The sequence below is a fragment of the Kitasatospora sp. NPDC086009 genome, assembly GCF_044540385.1.
In the GTDB taxonomy this organism is placed as follows: domain Bacteria; phylum Actinomycetota; class Actinomycetes; order Streptomycetales; family Streptomycetaceae; genus Kitasatospora.
In genome coordinates, this window is sequence record NZ_JBITSA010000013.1 from 192,724 (window position 1) to 210,350 (window position 17,627).

General features: G+C 74.9%; 16 protein-coding genes. 10 read left to right on the forward strand and 6 right to left on the reverse strand.

Features of this window, described 5'->3' with window-relative positions:
* Nucleotides 1-70: 70 nt before the first annotated feature.
* A complete protein-coding gene (locus ACIF6L_RS27380; protein WP_396490146.1) occupies nucleotides 71-346 on the forward strand; it encodes a hypothetical protein in 276 nt (91 codons plus the stop codon).
* Nucleotides 347-387: 41 nt separating this feature from the next.
* On the opposite strand, the gene ACIF6L_RS27385 is transcribed toward ACIF6L_RS27380, so the two are convergent.
* Nucleotides 388-2,001, reverse strand: a complete 1,614-nt coding sequence (locus ACIF6L_RS27385; protein WP_396490144.1) for an MFS transporter — start codon at nucleotides 1,999-2,001, stop codon at nucleotides 388-390.
* A gap of 688 nt (nucleotides 2,002-2,689) precedes the next feature.
* Nucleotides 2,690-3,796, reverse strand: coding sequence for a hypothetical protein (locus ACIF6L_RS27390; protein ID WP_396490143.1), 1,107 nt, complete (start codon nucleotides 3,794-3,796; stop codon nucleotides 2,690-2,692).
* Nucleotides 3,797-4,376: 580 nt separating this feature from the next.
* Between ACIF6L_RS27390 and ACIF6L_RS27395 the strand changes: the two genes are divergently transcribed.
* The 7 genes from ACIF6L_RS27395 to ACIF6L_RS27425 all read left to right on the forward strand — a co-directional run bounded on the left by ACIF6L_RS27395 (nucleotide 4,377) and on the right by ACIF6L_RS27425 (nucleotide 11,462).
* Nucleotides 4,377-4,703 carry a carboxymuconolactone decarboxylase family protein gene (locus ACIF6L_RS27395; RefSeq protein ID WP_396490142.1) on the forward strand — a complete coding sequence of 109 codons (327 nt, stop codon included), beginning with the start codon at nucleotides 4,377-4,379 and terminating at the stop codon, nucleotides 4,701-4,703.
* Between the two features lie 173 nt (nucleotides 4,704-4,876).
* Nucleotides 4,877-6,202, forward strand: coding sequence for a diacylglycerol/lipid kinase family protein (locus ACIF6L_RS27400; protein ID WP_396490140.1), 1,326 nt, complete (start codon nucleotides 4,877-4,879; stop codon nucleotides 6,200-6,202).
* A gap of 674 nt (nucleotides 6,203-6,876) precedes the next feature.
* Nucleotides 6,877-8,445, forward strand: coding sequence for an ATP-binding protein (locus ACIF6L_RS27405; RefSeq protein ID WP_329485728.1), 1,569 nt, complete (start codon nucleotides 6,877-6,879; stop codon nucleotides 8,443-8,445).
* A complete protein-coding gene (locus ACIF6L_RS27410) occupies nucleotides 8,442-8,849 on the forward strand; it encodes a roadblock/LC7 domain-containing protein (RefSeq protein WP_329485730.1) in 408 nt (135 codons plus the stop codon). The genes ACIF6L_RS27405 and ACIF6L_RS27410 overlap by 4 nt, the downstream gene beginning before the upstream one ends.
* Nucleotides 8,846-9,205 (forward strand): DUF742 domain-containing protein, encoded by a 360-nt coding sequence (locus ACIF6L_RS27415; RefSeq protein ID WP_359807533.1) that lies wholly within the window; start codon nucleotides 8,846-8,848, stop codon nucleotides 9,203-9,205. Before ACIF6L_RS27410 ends, ACIF6L_RS27415 begins: the two co-directional genes overlap by 4 nt.
* A complete protein-coding gene (locus ACIF6L_RS27420; RefSeq protein ID WP_329485733.1) occupies nucleotides 9,186-9,794 on the forward strand; it encodes an ATP/GTP-binding protein in 609 nt (202 codons plus the stop codon). The genes ACIF6L_RS27415 and ACIF6L_RS27420 overlap by 20 nt, the downstream gene beginning before the upstream one ends.
* A gap of 126 nt (nucleotides 9,795-9,920) precedes the next feature.
* A complete protein-coding gene (locus ACIF6L_RS27425) occupies nucleotides 9,921-11,462 on the forward strand; it encodes a cytochrome P450 (protein WP_396490137.1) in 1,542 nt (513 codons plus the stop codon).
* 73 nt (nucleotides 11,463-11,535) lie between these two features.
* Here ACIF6L_RS27425 and ACIF6L_RS27430 read toward each other — a convergent pair whose 3' ends face one another.
* The 4 genes from ACIF6L_RS27430 to ACIF6L_RS27445 all read right to left on the reverse strand — a co-directional run bounded on the left by ACIF6L_RS27430 (nucleotide 11,536) and on the right by ACIF6L_RS27445 (nucleotide 15,488).
* Nucleotides 11,536-12,021 (reverse strand): hypothetical protein, encoded by a 486-nt coding sequence (locus tag ACIF6L_RS27430; protein ID WP_396490135.1) that lies wholly within the window; start codon nucleotides 12,019-12,021, stop codon nucleotides 11,536-11,538.
* Between the two features lie 114 nt (nucleotides 12,022-12,135).
* Nucleotides 12,136-12,552: a VOC family protein gene (locus tag ACIF6L_RS27435; protein ID WP_329485738.1), complete on the reverse strand. Its 417-nt coding sequence runs from the start codon at nucleotides 12,550-12,552 to the stop codon at nucleotides 12,136-12,138.
* Between the two features lie 10 nt (nucleotides 12,553-12,562).
* Entirely contained in the window at nucleotides 12,563-12,937 is a 375-nt protein-coding gene (locus tag ACIF6L_RS27440) for a helix-turn-helix transcriptional regulator (protein WP_329491999.1), read from the reverse strand.
* A gap of 151 nt (nucleotides 12,938-13,088) precedes the next feature.
* A complete protein-coding gene (locus tag ACIF6L_RS27445; protein WP_396490133.1) occupies nucleotides 13,089-15,488 on the reverse strand; it encodes an ATP-binding cassette domain-containing protein in 2,400 nt (799 codons plus the stop codon).
* Between the two features lie 387 nt (nucleotides 15,489-15,875).
* On the opposite strand from ACIF6L_RS27445, the gene ACIF6L_RS27450 reads away from it, so the two are divergent.
* Both ACIF6L_RS27450 and ACIF6L_RS27455 read left to right on the forward strand, forming a co-directional pair.
* Nucleotides 15,876-16,685 carry an SDR family oxidoreductase gene (locus ACIF6L_RS27450; protein ID WP_359807522.1) on the forward strand — a complete coding sequence of 270 codons (810 nt, stop codon included), beginning with the start codon at nucleotides 15,876-15,878 and terminating at the stop codon, nucleotides 16,683-16,685.
* 395 nt (nucleotides 16,686-17,080) lie between these two features.
* Nucleotides 17,081-17,380, forward strand: coding sequence for a WhiB family transcriptional regulator (locus tag ACIF6L_RS27455; RefSeq protein WP_329485741.1), 300 nt, complete (start codon nucleotides 17,081-17,083; stop codon nucleotides 17,378-17,380).
* Nucleotides 17,381-17,627: the final 247 nt, after the last annotated feature.

The following is a 17,627-nucleotide window of genomic DNA, read 5'->3' on the forward strand; positions in this document are numbered from 1 at the left end:
CCCGGTCCCCACCGTCAATTCCGGGGTCGACCTCTACTCCGGCCCCGGCACGGTCGCCGTCCTGCGCGACGTGGTCGTGTACTACGAGAGCTCCAGTTCGGGCGAGTTCCGGGTCGAGAACACCTACGGGAGCACCACCCAGGCCGGTGCCGGCGTCAGCCAGTCCGGCGGCACCCTCCCGACGAAGCACGCGCCGAACCCGCCGCTGCGCCTGGTCGCCGGCCCGGTCGGCGACGCGAGCTTCACCCGGCCGCCGGCCGACGGGACGCTCGCCGTGGACACCGCGTCGAAGCGGCTGTACGTGCGGGTGGACGGCGCCTGGCTCTGGTCGCCGCTCAACCCGTAGCCGGGCCCCCGGCCCGACACCGCGCCCGCGCCCGCGCGGTGTCAGGCCGGGCCGGTGCCGCCCTCGGAGACGGCGGCGGTGTCCACGACCGGCGCGGGGTCCGCGGTGACCCGGGTGCCGGGGTGCAGCAGCGCGCAGACGAAGGCGACCGCGAGCGCGGCCGCCATGCCGTAGAGCACGGGCCCGTTCGCCTCGGCGAAGTCCTGCCGGATCGCGTCCAGCAGCGTGGCGCCGACGCCGTTCGGCGCCTGCGAGCCCGAGCCGTGGCCGGTGATGCCCTTGGTGACGGTGTCGGCGACGCCGGGCGCGGCGTCCACCGGGACGCCGTTGGCGACCAGCGTGCTCCGCACGTTCCTGGTGGTGCTGTGCAGCAGGACGGTGCCCAGCACCGCCAGGCCCAGGCTCGCGGAGTAGTTGCGCACCGTCTGGGTGATCCCGGTGACCTCGCCGTACGAGGCGTTGATCGAGCGGTTGACGGCGTCCGTCGAGGCGGGGGTCAGCAGCAGCCCGATCCCCGCGCCCGCCAGGACGATGTACGGCCACTGCGCGCCGAGCGACAGATCGGTGATCTTCGAGGCCCAGAGCGCGAAGCCGACCGCGGACACCGCCGTGCCCAGCAGCATCGGCGGGCGCGCGCCGCGCCGGTCCAGCATCCGCCCGCCGATCTGCGAGCCGGGGGCGAACCCGGCGAAGAAGACCAGCAGGTAGAGACCCGCCTCGTTGGGCGTCTGGTCCAGCGCCACCTGCGCGTAGACGGAGGCGAAGAAGAACACCGGGACGAAGGCGATCATCGCGAAGAAGAGCACGGCGTTGTCCGCCGCGAAGGCCCGGTCGGCGAAGACCCGCATCTTGATCAGCGGGTGCTCGGTGCGCAGCTCCAGCGCGACGAACACCACCAGGACGACCAGCCCGCCGACGATGCACAGCCAGGTCGCCCAGCTGCCCCAGCCCCAGGCCGCCGCCTGCTGGAGGCCGAGCACGCTCAGACCCATCCCGACGGCCACCAGCGCGGCGCCCGGCCAGTCGACCGGCTCGCGGCGGGGGTGGTTGCGGATGCCGGCGAGTACGGTCAGGACCACCGCGACGACCGCGACCGGCACGTTGACCCAGAAGATCGCCCGCCAGGTCCAGCTGGTCAGCCAGCCGCCGAGGATCGGGCCGATCGCGGTCAGACCGCCCGCGACCCCGAAGAACAGCGCCAGCGCCCGGCCGCGCCGCTCGACCGGGAACACCTCCACCACCACGGCCAGCGCCGCCGGGAACATCAGCGCCGCGCCGAGGCCCTGCACCGCCCGGAAGCAGATCAGCCAGGTCTCGGCGGCACCGCCGGAGGGCACCGCGCCGCAGAGCGCCGAGGCGATCACGAAGGTGAGCGTCCCGATCAGCATCATCCGTTTGTGGCCGAGGACGTCCGCCAGCCGGCCGCCGAGGGCGAAGAAGGCCGCGAGGGAGAGCAGGTAGGCGTTGACCACCCACTGCATCCCGACGGCCGACAGGCCCAGTTCGCGAATGATGTCGGGCGCGGCGATCGAGACGATCGTCTGGTCGATGAAGGTCATCGAGACCGCGAAGAGCATGGCCGCGAGCGTCAGCGACTGGCTCGCCGCGACCGGCGCGGACTCCTTCGCGGTGCGGCCGGGCCGCGGTGTACCCATCCGTCGCGTCCTTCCGTTCCTCCGGGGCCTCCCGGTCCTCCGGTGAGCTCTTCGGGCCCTCCGGGCTCGGCGCCCGGCGGGCGGCGAGCCGCCGATCCCACGGTCGACACCCCCCTGCGACCGGTCCCGCACGGCGTTCCCCGCGGTGGCCGCGTACCCGCGGCTCGGTGGCGGAGACGGCGCGAGACCACCGGCGGCCCCTCGCCGGGCCACCGGTGGCCGCTCAGGAAGTGCTCAGCACTGGGGCCGACGGCCGTGATTGGCCCCGCGCTTGGCTCGTGCCTTCTTCTTGCGACGTCGCTTCGACGACATGGCCACTCCTCTCCCGACGGGGTGCGCTGACCCCGGATTCCACCGTGGCACATCGGGCCGCGACGGGCCTCCGGAGCGCGTACGGGAGGGGGATCGGTGAGCGCGGCGGCCGCGCCGGCCGCCCGGGCCCGGCGCGGCCTCCGCGCGTCGGCCCGCACACCGGAGCGGCCGACGTCCCGAGTCGAACCTCCACTGTCCAGAGTGTTTTTGACTGTTCATCAGATCAGTTGCTCACACCCCTGGGGCGCGCCGTGGCATCACGGGTACGGCCGCGCCCGGCCCGGGCGAGCGGGCGGAACGGGCGGAACCGCGCGGGCGGGGAGTGGTCCGGGACTGCCGGGGGCCGGCCCCGACCACCGGGGCCGGCCCCCGGCGGTCAGAACGCCGAGGTGTAGGCGGTGAGGAACGGCGCCGACACCGGCGATCCGGCGGCGTTGAAGCAGATCGTGTAGAGCTTCACCGTGCCGGCGCTGCGGGCCCACGGCAGGGCCAGCCCGCACCAGCCCGGGCCGGGGCCGTACGCCGTGGCGTGCGCGGTGTCCGAGGGGACGGCCACCCCGGGCAGTGTGATGGTGAACGGGACCGAACCGGCCAGCGTGTTGGTCGCGCCGCTGGAGTTGAAGTTCGTCGCCGCGGGGACCCCGCCGTTGAACCAGAGGTAGCCGAACGACTTCGGCGGGAACGCCGGCCCGTGCAGGGCGCGCTTGAGGGAGTAGCTCAGCGTCCACCGGGTGTCGTACGGCGCGCCCGCCGCGTTGAAGCAGCTGACCACCACGGTCTGACCGGACGCCGCCGGCGCCCAGTCGGCCACCTTGCAGCGCGCGCCCTGGACCGCGTCGACCGCGGTGACCTCGATGTTCCCGGCAGCGGTGGACAGGCCCAGACCGGGCAGCCAGGCCTTCCAGATCCCGGTCGAGCCGTGACTCACCGTGTTGACCGCGCCGGCGGAGTTGTACTGCGCGAGCACCGCCCCCGAGATGTCCGAGAAGGTGTAGCCGTAGGAGCCGCCGGCCGGCGACGGGGTCCCGCTGCTGGTGGTGTAGAGCACGGTGAACAGCGTGTTGTCGGGGGCGCCGCCCGGCCGGTAGCAGTCCACCGCGACGTCCTGCCCGGTGCCCGCCGTGGACCAGCCCTTGATCTGGCACCAGTTGCCGGTACGGCCGACGGCGGTGGCGTGGGCGATGCCGCCCGGGCCGGCGATGAACGGGAAGTGCACGAGGTACGAGCCGACCGCGAGCTGGTCGACCTTGACGGGGTTGCTCGCCGGGGAGGGCCAGCTGCCCCACTGCCGGGTGGGGTCGGGAACGTACCCGGCGGGCGGGGTCGGGTTGTCGAGGAACGCGAAGCCCCAGCGGTCCGGCACGGCGGCCCGGGCGGGGCCGGCCGTCGGCAGGGCGACCGCCACCACGGCGGCCAGCATGGTCAGAACGAGCAGGACGGCGCGGACGGGTCTGAACGACGGTGCGACAGTGCGGGCATGCATGGGCGTACTCCCTGGGTGGTGAGGAGGGGTGTGCGGCCTGCGTCGGTGCAGCCTGCGCTACGAGCCCGCTCCCGGTCCCCGGGGCGGGGCGTGGCCGACGGGACGCACCGGTGCCCGGAGAGCCCGGTGGTGTCCGACGTCGGCCGACGCTGTCGGGGTCAGGCCGACGGCGCCTCACATCGTAGGAGCGCACCGGCCGCAGGCCCAGGCCTCTGGCATGTCCCGGAGGGCGGTTGTCGGCCGTTCGCCGGACCGCCCCACCCGCCCCGGCGGCGCCCGCCGGACGCTCCGCCCCCACCGGCCGGTGGCCACCGGCACCCGGGACCTCACGGCCGGTCGGCCGCCCCAGCCGTACCGCGCCGCCGGCGCCGCGGCGGTGACCGGAACCCGGCCCGGTGGGGCGGGCGGGCGGGGCCCGTACGGCGGGCCGGCGCGCCCGGCCCCGGACGCCCCGCCCGTCGCGGAGTGCGACCGCCACCCATCCGGCCTATGGTCGGGGTACGGGGGCACGGCAAGGCGAGCGGTCCGCTGCTCCCGGAGACGACGTGCCGGCCCCTCCCGGCGAAGGAGATGGCCCGGTATGACCAGCGCGTCCGAAACCCCCGTGCTCGACACCCTGGCCGCCATGACGCTCGACTCGGTCGAGCGGTGCGGCCTGCCGATGGACGACTTCCTCCTCACCCGGATCGCGGCGCTCGTCGCGATGGACGCACCGCCGATGTCCTACCTGGTCCACATCGGCGCCGCCGACGGAGCCGAGCTGACGGCCGCACAGCTCCAGGACGTGCTGGTCGCCATCGCGCCGATCGTGGGCACCGCCCGCGTGATGTCGGCGGCCGGGCACATCGCGGAGGCCCTCGGCATGGCCATCGCGGTGGCCGAGACCGACATCGCGGCGGGCGGCTGACACCCTTCCCTCCACCGGCGGGCGGCGTGCCGCGAGGCCGGCGCCCAGCCGCGACCACCCGAACCGGGTGGCCGGTCGACAGCGTCCGGGCACCCGGTGACCGGATGCCCCGCGCCCGGGCGCGCCGCGAGCGTCGTGCCCGGTGCCGGGCGAAGACCGAGGAGACGCGCAGCATGGCGTCCCGTTCCCTCCTGAATGCCCGCTGGTCCGCCCGGGCGGCCCTGGCCTGTGTGCTGGGCGCGGTGGCCGTGCTGGTGGGCACGGTCGGCGCCGGCGGCATCCTGGTGCTCGCCGTCGGGCTGGCCGGGCTGGCGCTCACGGCGGCCGGGACGTGGTGGGTGGTCTCCCACCACGGGGTCGTCCGGCTGGCGGGCGCCCTGCTCGTGGTCGCGGCGCCCGCGGCCGTCGTGGTGGGCTATGCCCGGGCCGGGCTCTGGCCGGTGGCGCTGGCCGCGCTCGCCCTGTGGGCGGTCGCCGCGGCGTTCGCGCGGTCGGCGTTGCGCACGGCCCGGCCCTTCCACGGCATGCGGGCGGTGGCCCGCGCACTCCCCCGGCACCCCGTGCTGATCATGAACCCGAGGTCCGGCGGCGGCAAGGTCGACCGGTTCGCCCTGGTGGAGCGGGCCGAGGCCCTGGGCGCCCGGGTCGTCCTGCTGGACACCGCGACCCGCGTGGACGTCGCCGAACTCGCCCGCCGGGCCGTCGCGGAGGGCGCGGACCTGCTCGGCGTGGCCGGCGGCGACGGCACCCAGGCCACGGTGGCCGAGGTCGCCGCCGAGCACGACCTGCCGTTCCTGGTGATCTCGGCGGGGACGCGCAACCACTTCGCCATGGACCTCGGCCTGGACCGCGACGACCCGGCCCGCTGCCTGAACGCGCTGACCGACGGGGTGGAGCTGCGGGTCGACCTGGGCACCGTGGGCGGCCGGGCCTTCGTCAACACGGCCTCGTTCGGCGCCTACGCCGAGATCGTGCAGACCCCGCAGTACCGCGACGCCAAGGCCGGCTCGGCCCTCAGCGCCCTCCCCGACCTCCTCCTCGGCCACTCCGGGCACGCCCTGGAGGCGGTGCTGGCGGACGGCACCCGGCTGACGGGACAGCAGGCGCTGCTGGTCAGCAACAACCCGTACACGGCTCCCGAGCCGACCGTGGTGGGCAACCGCCGGCCGCGGCTGGACCGGGCGACGCTGGGGGTGGTGGGGATCCGGGTGGGCAACGCGTCGCAGGCCGCCGCCGTGGCGCTGCGGGGCAGCCGGGCGGCGGGCCTGCGCGTCCTGACCGCGCCCCGGGTGGTGGTCGACGCCGATGCCGGGCGGATCTCGGTCGCCGTGGACGGGGAGGCGCTGCGGCTCCCGACCCCGGTCACCTGCGCCGTCCGGCCCGGTGCGCTGCGGGTGCTGGTGCCGCGCGACCGCCCGGGGGCCCCGCCGGCCCGGCCCGCCATGGACTGGCGCGAGGTCGCGGCCCTCGCCCTGGGCCGCCGGCCCCCGTCGGGGTGACGGGGCGCCTGGAGACGGGGGCGCGCGACGGTGGGGCGCGTCGGACCACCCGCGCGCCGGTCGCGGACTTCGACCGCCCTGCGCGGGTTCCGGTCACGCCGGGCCCACCGGACCGGCGCGCCTCCGATCACCGGCGGCGTACGCCGGTCCGCCCGGACCGTCCGGGGAACGCCGCTTCGGGGGAACGGCCTTGACGGTTCACCGGGGCCGGCATCCACCGCACATCACCTGCCGAAGTCCCTCCGCACGGCCCGTCGCAGGCCCGTCGAAGGCCCGTCGCAGACCTCGGCTTAGCACGAACTCGCCACGCTGCGGGGGGATTTCCCGGGGATACCCCTCACATGAGCGAACCCCGCCCCGGCCACGGTACGGCGGGCCCGGGACAGGGCAAGTCTGGTGCCTGTGCTCAGCCGGCCGGCCCGATCTCGCCGGCGTCCGGGTTCCGCGGAACGTGCGACAGAGCCACACCGAATCGGCTATAAAACACTGTTACTGATCTTTCGTCAGGAATGTCCCGGAGTTCCGGTTGTCCCGACCCCGGGCCGGGTCCCGGCGCGCACCCTTCGCGCCGGGGCCGCCCGGCCGGGTGCGGGCGCCGGTCCGCCCACGGTCCGGCGCCGCCGGAGCCGGCCCCCGCCCACTCTCCCCACTCCTTCGAGCGCTTGAGGATGCTGATGCTTCGTGCTGGATCGTCACCCGGAGGCCGACGCCCGGCTCCCGTTCTCGTGTGGCTGGTGCCCACGGTCGTGACGGCGGGCGCCGCTGTCGTCGCCGCGCTGGTGGTCTCCACCGGCGCCCGCGCGGGGGTCCTCTGGTCCGGAGCGGTGGGCACCGCGGCGGTGGCGGTGGTGGCGGCCGAGACGGCCCGCCGGGGCCGCGCCCTCGCCGCCCTGCGCGAACGGTTCGCCCTCCAGGAGAACGAGCTGCGCCGCCGGCTGGCCCGGCAGGAGGCCGAGACCCTCCGGCTCGCCCAGACGACCATGCCCGAGGCGATCGCCCGGCTCCGGCGCGGCACCTCGACCGACGAGATCGTGCGGTCGTACGAGCCCCAGGACACCGGCACCGGCCCGCAGTTCCACGCCGCCCGGCTGGCGGTGCTGCGCAGCATCCTGGAGATCGTCGACACCGAGGAGGGCATGCGCGAGGCCACCCAGCGGGCCTTCGTCAACATCGCCCGCCGCGTTCAGGCGATCGTGCACCGGCAGGCCCAGGAACTGCGCCAGATGGAGGACCGGCACGGCAACGACCCGGCGGTCTTCGAGGACCTGCTGCGCCTGGACCACGGCAACGCCCTGATCGGCCGCCTCGCCGACAGCATCGCCGTCCTCGGCGGCGCCCGCCCCGGTCGCCAGTGGCGCAGGGCGGTCCCGCTGTACAGCGTGCTGCGCGGTGGCATGTCGCGCATCCTCGACTACCGCCGGGTGGAACTGCACCCGGTCTCCCAGGTCGCCGTGGTCGGACCGGCCGTCGAGCCGCTCATCCACGCGGTCGCCGAGCTGCTCGACAACGCCACCCGCTACTCCCCGCCGCAGACCAGCGTGCACCTGACCGCCGTCGAGGTGCAGACCGGCATAGCGATCGAGATCGAGGACGGCGGCCTCAGCCTGAGCGAGGAGGGCCGGGCCCGCGCCGAGCGGATGCTCCTGGAGGCGCAGGCCGGCATCGACCTCAACGACCTCGGGGAGACCCCCCGGCTCGGCCTGGCCGTGGTCGGACGGCTCGCGCAGGCCTACGGGTTCCAGATCTCGCTGCGGCCCTCCGCCTACGGCGGGGTGCGCGCGGTGCTGATCGTGCCGCAGGAGCTGATCACCACCGCCCCCGCCACCGGCCGGGCCCACGGCATCGGTGCCGCCGCGAACCCCCTGCCGGCGCCGGACACCGCGCCCCGGCCCTCGGAGCGGACGCGTCCGGTGTCCGTCTCGCGGCCCTGGGGTTCGCGGACCGTCGCCACCGCCTCGCAGCCGTTCCCGGTCGGCGACGACGTGCCGGTGGTGACCGAGCGGACCGCGAACGGCCTGCCCCAGCGCCGCCGCCACGCCGCGCCCTACCGACGGGGCGCGGCCGAATCCCCCCGGATCGCCCCGGCCCCCCGGGCCCCGGAGCCCGCGCCGGCCCCGGCTCAGGCGCCGGCCCAGCCCGGTATGTGGCTGGCCGCGTTCACCGAGGGGGTGAACGGCCACACGCCGTCCACCGACACGGCCGGCCCCACCAGCGAAGAGTCGTCAGGGAAGAGCGAGCAGTGATTCAGCAGCGGAGCAACATGGACTGGATGCTCAAGGATCTGGCGGAGAGCGTCCCGTACACCCGGCACGTCGTCGTCCTCTCCGCCGACGGTCTGCGGATGGCCCAGCACGGCACCGACAACGACACCGCCGACCGGCTCGCCGCCGCCTGCGCCGGCCTGCAGAGCCTCGCCGCCGCGGTCGGGCACGAGTTCCCGCACAGCGACGGCCGGATGCGGCTGGTCGTGATCGAGATGGGCGGCGGCTTCTTCTACCTGATGGCGGCCGGCGCCCGCGCCTACCTCGCCGTGCTGGCCGACGAGGGCGTCGACGCCGGGCTGATGGGCCAGCGGATGCGCGACCTGGTCGCCCGGATCGGCGAGCACCTCACCACACCGGCGCGCAACGGCGGGCAGGTCGCGTGAGTGCGACCGACCAGGACTGGGACGACGGAGAAGCCGAACGCCTCTACGTGATCACGCGCGGCCGCGGCGGACCGGCCGAGCAGACCACGTTCGACCTGGTCACCCTGATCGTCTCCCGGGCGCAGCCGACTCCCTCGATGCAGCCGGAGCACGCGGCGATCCTGCGGATCTGCGGCTCGCCCCTGTCGGTGGCCGAGATCTCCGCCTATCTGCGACTGCCGATGAGCGCGGTCACCGTCCTCCTGGCGGACCTCCTCGCCGAGGAGCTGATCGAGGCCCGGATGCGGGTCCCCCAGGCCGTCCTTCCCGAACGCGCCCTGCTGGAGGCGGTGATACATGGACTTCAGAGACTCTGAGACGGCCCTGGGCCCGCAGCGCGCGGACCTCCTGCCGGCCTCGGCCACCACGGCGGTCAAGGTGGTGATCGTGGGGGGCTTCGGGGTCGGCAAGACGACCCTGGTCGGCTCCGTGAGCGAGATCCGTCCGCTGACGACCGAGGAGACGATGACGCAGGCCGGAGCCGACGTCGACGACACGGCCGGGATCGAGCGCAAGACCTCGACCACGGTCGCGATGGACTTCGGCCGGATCAGCATCAACGAGGAACTGGTGCTGTACGTGTTCGGCACCCCCGGGCAGGAGCGGTTCTGGTTCCTCTGGAACGGCCTGTTCGAGGGTGCGCTCGGCGCGGTCGTGCTCGTCGACACCCGTCGGCTCGAAGTCAGCTTCGAGGTCATCGGACGGCTGGAGGACCGCGGCGTGCCGTTCGTCGTCGCGGCCAACACCTTCCCCGAGTCGCCGAGTTACCCGGTCGAGGAGCTGCGGGCGGCGCTCGACCTGCCGCCCGAGGTGCCAATCGTGGACTGCGACGCCCGCACCCGCGAGTCCAGCCGTGACGTGCTCCTCGCCCTGATGCGCTACCTGTACGACCGCCCGGCGCCCTAGGGGGCACGGCCCGGCCACCGCGCTCCCCGGCCGGTGCCCGGGCCGTGCCCCCTGCCGCCCTTCACACTCCCCCCGCCCGCGACGGCCGCCTCCGAGTGGCCGCCCCGCCCCGACCCCGGAGACACCGTGACCCCCCCGTTCCCTGAGGACGCCCTGCCCACCCCGCCGCCCGGCTGCCCCGCGCACGGCCTCGCCACCGGCGGTTCCGGTACCGGCGGCCTGGGCGCCGGCGGCCTGGGCGCCGGCGGCCTCCGGCGGCTCTACGGGCCCGAGGCCGAGGCCGACCCGGCGGGCCTGTACGAGAAGCTGCGCGCCGAACACGGTGAGGTGGCGCCGGTCCTGCTGCACGGCGACCTCCCGGCCTGGCTGATCGTCGGCCACTCCGCGAACCTCATCGCGATGCGCACGCCCTCCCGGTTCTCCCGGGACTCCCGCCGCTGGTCGGCCTTCCAGGACGGGCTGGTCTCCCCGGACTCACCGCTGATGCCGGTGATCGCCTGGCAGCCGCTCTGCGTGTTCGCCGACGGCGAGGAGCACAAGCGCCTGCGCGGCGCCGTCACCGACGGGCTGAACAGCTTCGACCGGCGCGGGGTGCGGCGACACGTCACCCGCTTCACCGACCAGCTCGTCCAGGAGTTCGGCCCCACCGGCCGGGCCGAGCTGGTCACCCAGTTCGCCGAGCACCTGCCGATGCTCGTGATGACCCAACTGGTCGGCATGCCGGAGGAGTACGGCCCGCACCTGGTCTCCGCCGCCCGCGACCTGATGAAGGGCACCGAGACGGCCATCGCGAGCAACGACTACGTCGTCGCGACGCTGCGCCGGATGATGGAGCGCAAGCGGGTCTCCCCCGGCCCCGACCTGGTGTCCCGGCTGATGCAGCACGAGGCCGGGCTCACCGACGACGAGGTCCTCGAACACCTGCGGGTCGTCCTGCTCGCCGCGAACGAGACGACCGTCAACCTGATCGCGGACACCCTCAAGATGGTCCTCACCGACCAGCGGTTCCGCACCCACCTGTCCGGCGGCCACATGACCCTGGCCGACGCCCTGGACCAGGTGCTCTGGGACGCGGCGCCGATGTCGCTGGTCGCGGGCCGCTGGGCGACCGGCGACACCGAACTCGGCGGGCAGCAGATCAAGGCCGGCGACATGCTCCTGCTCGGCCTCGCGGCCGGCAACTCCGACCCGGCCATCCGCCCCGACCTGGCCACGCCCCTCCACGGGAACCGCTCCCACCTGGCCTTCGGCGCCGGTCCGCACGAGTGCCCCGGCCAGGACATCGGCCGGGCCATCGCCGAGACGGGGATCGACATCCTGCTCACCCGCCTGCCGGACCTCCGCCTCGCGGTCGAGGAGGAGGAGCTGAGCTGGACGTCGGCCTGGATCTCGCGCCACCTGTCCGCCCTGCCCGTCGAGTTCACTCCGAGGACGCCCGAGGGCGAGCGGCGGGCCCCGACCGGCACGCTGCCGCCGCCGCGCAGCGTTCCCTCCACGCCGCCGCCCGCCACGCCGCAGGCCGTCGGGGCACAGGCCACCGCGTCGCAGGCCGTCGGGGTCGAGCCGGCCGGTCCGGCCGTCGCCGAGGACGCGCTCGCCGCCGCCGTCACCGTGCCCCGGCCGCGGCGCTCCTGGTGGGACGCGCTGACCCGGTGGTTCCGGCCCTGAGCCGCTCCGGTCCCTGAGCGGGTCCCGGCTCAGAGCCGGAAGCCCGGAGCCGGGCCCCGCTCCCCGGTCCGGCTCAGGCCTCGGCCTCGTCCAGGTCGACGGCGGCCGTGCCGTGCAGCACCCGCCCGGCCACCCGTGCCTCCTCCAGGCTCCGGGTGAAGACCTCGATGCGCTCCCGCGGCTCCAGGGACATCAGACCGGGCGGCCACGTTCCCGGCGGCACCACGAGCACGACGGCCCGGCCGCGCTCCTCGGCCGCCGACTCCCAGCCGGGCGAGACCTCGACCGGGGAGGCGGGCTCCCACACCTGCCGCCCGCCGACCAGGACCAGCCTGGCCAGCAGCGGGCCGCGCACCTCCAGCACCCCGGTGGTGTCCGGCGGGTCCCCCGCCGCCAGCGTGAACCCGCTGTCCACCAGGTTCTCGACGAGTTCGCCGTGCAGCGCGGCGCCGACCTCCACGATCACCTCGGCGAGCGGCGGCCCGTCGGCCGTCTCGCGGATCGCCAGCGCCCACACCATCGGCGCCCGCTGCGGGCCCGTGCCCGCCTCATCGGACATCCGGCCCACCGCCCGCCCGCACGCGGCGCTCCGAGCCGAACGGACCGGCCGGGTGCGGCCGGTGACCTCCCGTCCGGGACGGGGCCGGCGCCCACCGGGCGCGTCCGCCGGGAGTCACCTCGCGAGGGCCTGGGTGAACCGCACCAGGTTGCCGGCCGGATCGCGGAACCCGCAGTCGCGGACGCCGTAGGGCTGGTCCATCGGCTCCTGCAACACCTCCCCGCCGGCCGCGCTGACCCGCTCGAAGGCGGCGTCGCAGTCGTCCGTCGCGAAGATGACACCGCGCAGCAGCCCCTTGGCCATCAGCTCCGCCATGGCCTGCCGGTCCGCCGACGAGGCGTTCGGGTCGGCGAGCGGCGGTTCGAGCACGATGTTCACGTCCGGCTGCGAGGGCGCGCCGACGGTCACCCAGCGCATCCCCTCGAACCCGACGTCGTTGCGCACCTCCAGGCCGAGCACGTCGCGGTAGAAGGCGATCGCCTTGTCGTGGTCGTCGACGGCGATGAAGCACTGCGAGAGCCTGATGTCCATGCCGCCCAGGCTACGACCGGGGGGCGGCGCCCGCTTCTCCGTTCCTGACCGGCCGCGTGTGGATCTTGGCGATGCAGGCCGGGACGGCGGCGCCGTCCTCGTGGTCCCGGGCCCGGTAGCTGCTCGGGTTCTCGCCGACCAGCTCGGTGAAGCGGGTGCTGAACGAGCCGAGCGACGTACAGCCGACCGCGAAGCACACCTCGGTCACCGTGAGGTCGCCGCGGCGCAGCAGCGCCTTGGCCCGCTCGATGCGGCGGGTCATCAGGTAGCTGTAGGGCGTCTCGCCGAAGGCGGCGCGGAAGCTGCGGGAGAAGTGGCCCGAGGACATCAGGGCATCCCGGGCCAGGGCGGCGACGTCCAATGGCTCGGCGTAGTCGCGGTCCATCCGGTCCCGGGCCCGCCGCAGCCGGACGAGGTCGTCGAGCTCTTGCCGCTTCACCCGGCCAGTCTCCCACAGCGCCCCGGACCGGGGCCGGGCGCGGACCCCACCGCCCGCACGCGCGGACGCCAGGGTCCGTGCGGGCGGGGGCGGGGGGTCAGGCTCCGACGTAGGTGGCGAGGTGCTCGCCGGTCAGCGTCGAGCGGGCGGCCACCAGCTCGGCCGGGGTGCCCTCGAAGACGATCCGGCCGCCGTTGTGGCCGGCGCCGGGGCCGAGGTCGATGATCCAGTCGGCGTGGGCCATGACCGCCTGGTGGTGCTCGACGACGATGACCGACTTGCCGGCGTCGACGAGCCGGTCGAGCAGGCCGAGCAGCTGTTCGACGTCGGCGAGGTGGAGACCGGCGGTCGGCTCGTCGAGGACGTAGACGCCGCCCTTGTCGGCCATGTGGGTGGCCAGCTTGAGCCGCTGCCGCTCGCCGCCGGAGAGGGTGGTGAGCGGCTGGCCGAGGCTGAGGTAGCCGAGCCCGACGTCGGCCAGCCGGCCGAGGACGGCGTGCGCCGCCGGGGTGCGCGCCTCACCGGCGCCGAAGAACTCCTCCGCCTCCGTCACCGACATCGCGAGCACCTCGCTGATGTCGCGGCCGCCGAGCCGGTACTCCAGCACCGCCGCCTGGAACCGCTTGCCCTCGCACTCCTCGCAGGTGCTGGCGACGCCGGCCATCATCGCGAGGTCGGTGAAGACGACCCCGGCGCCGTTGCAGGTCGGGCAGGCACCCTCGGAGTTGGCGCTGAACAGGGCCGGCTTCACCGCGTTGGCCTTGGCGAACACCTTGCGGATCGGGTCGAGCAGCCCGGTGTACGTCGCGGGGTTGCTGCGCCGCGAGCCGCGGATCGGGCTCTGGTCGACCGAGACCACGCCCTGCTCGGCGCCCAGCGGGCCCTTGACCAGCGAGCCGTGCACGAGCGAGCTCTTGCCGGAGCCGGCGACTCCGGTGACCACGGCCAGCACCCCGAGCGGGATGTCGACGTCGACGTCGCGCAGGTTGTTGGCCGTCGCGCCCCGGACCTCCAGCACGCCGGTGGGCTTGCGCACCTCCTCCTTGACGGCGGCCCGGTCGTCGAAGTGGCGGCCGGTGACGGTGCCGCTGGCCCGCAGCCCCTCGACGGTGCCCTCGAAGCAGACGGTGCCGCCCGCCGTGCCGGCGCCCGGGCCGAGGTCGACGATGTGGTCGGCGATCACGATCGTCTCCGGCTTGTGCTCCACCACGAGCACCGTGTTGCCCTTGTCCCGCAGCCGCAGCAGCAGGTCGTTCATCCGCTGGATGTCGTGCGGGTGCAGCCCCGCGGTGGGCTCGTCGAAGACGTAGGTGGTGTCGGTGAGCGAGGAGCCGAGGTGACGGATCATCTTGACCCGCTGGGCCTCGCCGCCGGACAGCGTGCCGGACGCCCGGTCCAGCGCGAGGTAACCCAGACCGATCTCCACGAACGAGTCGAGGGTCTGCTTCAGCGCGGTGAGCAGGGGCGCCACCGACGGCTCCGTGAGGCCGCCGACCCAGACGGCCAGGTCGCTGATCTGCATCGCGCAGGCCTCGGCGATGCTGATCCGCCCGATCTTCGACGACCGGGCGCCCTCGCTGAGCCGGGTGCCCTCGCACTCGGGGCAGGTGGTGAAGGTGACCGCCCGCTCCACGAACGCCCGGATGTGCGGCTGCAGCGATTCCTTGTCCTTGGACAGGAAGGACTTCTGGATCTTGGGGATCAGGCCCTCGTAGGTGAGGTTCACCCCCTCGACCTTCACCTTGGTCGGCTCCCGGTAGAGGAAGTCCTGCATCTCCTTCTTGGTGAACTTCCGGATCGGCTTGTTCGGGTCGAGGAAACCGGACTCGGCGTAGACCCGCACCGTCCAGAAGCTGTCCGACTTCCACCCGGGGATGGTGAACGCGCCCTCGGCGAGCGACTTGGAGTCGTCGTAGAGCTGGGTGAGGTCGATGTCGGAGACGCTGCCCCGGCCCTCGCAGCGCGGGCACATGCCGCCGGTGCGCTGGAAGGTCGCCTTCACCGTCTTCTTGTCGCCGCGCTCGACGGTGATGGCCCCGCTGGCCCGGACGGAGGGCACGTTGAAGGCGTAGGCGCTCGGCGGGCCGATGTGCGGCTGGCCCAGCCGGCTGAAGAGGATGCGCAGCATCGCGTTGGCGTCGGTGGCGGTGCCGACCGTGGAGCGGGGGTCGCTGCCCATCCGCTGCTGGTCGACGATGATCGCGGTGGTCAGCCCTTCGAGGACGTCGACCTCGGGCCGCGCCAGCGTCGGCATGAAGCCCTGGACGAAGGCGCTGTAGGTCTCGTTGATCAGCCGCTGCGACTCCGCCGCGATCGTGCCGAACACCAGGGAGCTCTTGCCCGAGCCGGAGACACCGGTGAGCACCGTCAGCCGGCGCTTCGGGATCTCGACGCTGACGTCCTTGAGGTTGTTCACCCGCGCGCCGTGCACGCGGATCACGTCGTGGCTGTCGGCAGCGTGCGGCGCAGTCGGCTGCGCGTCTGTCCTCTTGGCCATGCCTGTCGTCTCTCCATCCGTCGTGCGGGCCGCCCTCGCGGGCTGTCTCGGCGGCACCGGCTCGATCCAACCAGGTCCCACCGACACTCTCGTGTCCCCGGCCGGGCCGGCGGACCTCGCCGATCCGGCCGTGTCGCCCGCGGGGTCGCGGAACCAGGCTAGGCACGAGCGGGCGGTCGCGGCTTCTCGGATCCTGATCGGTCCGGGTGCCCGCCCGGCGGCCGCGCGGTCGCCTCCGGTCGCGGTCCCGGTCGCGGTCCCCGGTCGCCGGTCGCGGCCTTCGATCGCGGTCCTGGGTCAGGGCCTCCGGCACGACGGGAGCTGACACGGCGTGAGCATAGGATCCGATGGTTCACGGAGCATCGATCCCGGCGGAGGCGCCCACCCATGTCCGATCAGCGCGTTGTCATCGTGACCGGCGGCGGTACCGGCATCGGGGCGGCCACCGCCCGGCTGCTGCGGGCCGAGGGCTGCCGGGTGGTGGTCTCCGGGCGGCGGTCCGAACCGCTGGAGCGGGTGGCCCGGGAGACCGGCGCGCTCGCCCGGGTGTCGGACACCACCGACCCGGACGAGGTGCACGCCTTGGTGGAGGAGACCGTCTCCGCCTTCGGCCGGCTGGACGGGGTGGTGCTCAACGCCGGTGTCGGCCGGGGCGGTTCGGTCGGCGACGTCACCCTGGACGACTGGGAGCTGGTGATGCGCACCAACCTCACCGGTCCCTTCCTCGTACTGCGGGCCGCCCTGCCCCACCTGCTGCGGTCGCGGGGATCCGTGGTGGCGGTCTCCTCGGTCTCCGCCCTGCGCAACGGGGTGGGAAACGCGGCCTACGCCACCTCGAAGGCCGCGCTGCTGCAGCTCTGCCGCTCGCTCGCCGTCGACTACGGCCACCGCGGGCTGCGGGCCAACACCGTCTGCCCCAGCTGGGTGCGCACGGAGATGGCCGACCGCCGGATGGCCCGCTTCGCGGACGAGGAGGGGCTGGCCGACACCGACGCGGCGTACCGGGAGGCGACCCGGCTGACGCCGACCGGCCGGCCGGGCGAGCCCGAGGAGGTGGCCGCGGCGATCGGCTGGCTGCTGTCCCCGGCGGCGAGCTACGTCAACGGCGCGGTCCTCACCGTGGACGGCGGGGTCACCGCCCTCGACCCGGGCACCACGGCCTTCGACTTCCGGCTGGAGCCGCGGCACGGCGCCTGACACCGCCCGGGCTCGTCCGGCCGCGCGAGCCGGTCGGCCGGCTGGTCGGCGCTCCGCACGCCCTGTCGAACCCGCCGTCCGGGCACGGGGCCCGCTGCCCGCCCTGCTGCGGCTGCGGCACGCCACCCTCCCGCTCTGCTCGCCCTCCCGGGGCCCCGGACCCGGACGACACGATCCGGACGGGGCTCGGCGACCTCGCCGCGCCGCAGCCGGGCGGCGGCCTGCTCCGTCCGGTGCGGGCGGCGGTGGCCGCCCGGGCCGCTCCGGCCGGTCCGGTTCCTGGCGCGACGGGGCACCGGCGGCGAACCCGGCCCGGGACGGCAGGCATGAAACGACCGATCCGGGTCAGACGAGGCACGCACCGCGCCCGTTCGTCGTCGACAAGGAGCCGTAGCGTGAGCGACATCTCCCACCTGCCCGGCACACCGGAGCACCGTTGGAACCGGCCGCAGCACGCCGCGTGCCGGAGCACCGACGGCAGGCGCCTCTTCCAGCGCGTGGGCGCCGCCGACGCGGGCCACGGCGAGGCCGAGGAAGCGGCCAAGGCCCTCTGCGGTGACTGCCCGGTGCGGATCGAGTGCCGCCGCCACGCCCTCGCCGCGCGTGAGCCGTTCGGCGTCTGGGGCGGGCTGGGCGCCGAGGAGCGCCACGCCCTCTTCGTCCACGACCGGACTGTCGTCCGCCCGGCCGCCTGACGTCCCGGGCTTCCTACGTTCCCGGACGCCTGACGTCCGGGGCTTCCTGACCTCCCGGGGTCGGTCGCACCGCCGGACGGCTCCGCAGCCCTGGAGCCGGGACCGATCCCCGAGCCCGGCCGGCCGGGCACCGGCAGCCCCGCACACGCGGGCGGCGGTGGGGGGGCGGGGGGCCGCCCCCCCCCCCCCCCCGCGGCCCCGGGGGCCCCCCGCCCCCCCGGGCGCCCGGGGGGGGGGGGGCCGCGCC

Bases quoted from the DNA above. Each gene is read 5' to 3' on its own strand.
- ACIF6L_RS27430 (WP_396490135.1), bottom strand. From the start codon at position 12,021: ATGTCCGATGAGGCGGGCACGGGCCCGCAGCGGGCGCCGATGGTGTGG.
- ACIF6L_RS27435 (WP_329485738.1), bottom strand. From the start codon at position 12,552: ATGGACATCAGGCTCTCGCAGTGCTTCATCGCCGTCGACGACCACGAC.
- ACIF6L_RS27450 (WP_359807522.1), top strand. From the start codon at position 15,876: ATGTCCGATCAGCGCGTTGTCATCGTGACCGGCGGCGGTACCGGCATC.
- ACIF6L_RS27405 (WP_329485728.1), top strand. From the start codon at position 6,877: ATGCTTCGTGCTGGATCGTCACCCGGAGGCCGACGCCCGGCTCCCGTT.
- ACIF6L_RS27395 (WP_396490142.1), top strand. From the start codon at position 4,377: ATGACCAGCGCGTCCGAAACCCCCGTGCTCGACACCCTGGCCGCCATG.
- ACIF6L_RS27400 (WP_396490140.1), top strand. From the start codon at position 4,877: ATGGCGTCCCGTTCCCTCCTGAATGCCCGCTGGTCCGCCCGGGCGGCC.
- ACIF6L_RS27440 (WP_329491999.1), bottom strand. From the start codon at position 12,937: ATGGACCGCGACTACGCCGAGCCATTGGACGTCGCCGCCCTGGCCCGG.
- ACIF6L_RS27445 (WP_396490133.1), bottom strand. From the start codon at position 15,488: ATGGCCAAGAGGACAGACGCGCAGCCGACTGCGCCGCACGCTGCCGAC.
- ACIF6L_RS27385 (WP_396490144.1), bottom strand. From the start codon at position 2,001: ATGGGTACACCGCGGCCCGGCCGCACCGCGAAGGAGTCCGCGCCGGTC.
- ACIF6L_RS27390 (WP_396490143.1), bottom strand. From the start codon at position 3,796: ATGCATGCCCGCACTGTCGCACCGTCGTTCAGACCCGTCCGCGCCGTC.
- ACIF6L_RS27420 (WP_329485733.1), top strand. From the start codon at position 9,186: ATGGACTTCAGAGACTCTGAGACGGCCCTGGGCCCGCAGCGCGCGGAC.